This is a genomic window from Vibrio sp. 1288 (assembly GCF_033344475.1).
On sequence record NZ_JAWPOX010000790.1, the window covers coordinates 1 to 601 of the forward strand.

Annotated in this window: 1 pseudogene; it reads right to left on the reverse strand. The window is 44.6% G+C overall.

From position 1 onward, the window contains the following. Positions 1 to 33: 33 nt before the first annotated feature. Positions 34 to 601: pseudogene (locus tag R8O11_RS29395) on the reverse strand (flavodoxin-dependent (E)-4-hydroxy-3-methylbut-2-enyl-diphosphate synthase); the annotation flags it as partial.

Genomic DNA, 601 nt, shown 5'->3' on the forward strand with positions numbered 1-601 from the left:
TTGCCACAATACTTACCGTAATACTCGTTGAGATTAATCTTGTACTTTTATTTCAATGCGATTTTCGCTATCCATCATAGACGCTTTCGCACGGATCTTTGCTTCTAGCTGATTCACAAGGTCATTGTTATCGAAACGCTCTTTTTGACGTTTTCCGTCTTCATAGAACGCACTCTTCTTGTTGCTACCCGCAAGACCCAAATGGGAAACCTCAGCTTCACCAGGACCATTTACCACACAGCCAATAATAGACACATCCATTGGTGTGATGATGTCTTCTAAACGCTGCTCAAGCGCATTTACGGTACCAATAACATCGAATTCTTGGCGTGAACAACTTGGGCAAGCAATAAAGTTGATGCCACGAGAGCGAATACGCAAAGATTTCAGAATATCGAAACCGACTTTGATTTCTTCGACTGGATCAGCAGCTAAAGAGATACGTCACGTATCACCAATACCTTCCGATAAAAGCATGCCCAAGCCAACTGCTGACTTCACAGCACCTGCGCGCGCACCACCAGCTTCAGTAATACCTAAGTGAAGCGGCTGGTCGATTTTCTTCGCCAACAAGCGGTAAGAATCAACCGCGAGGAATACA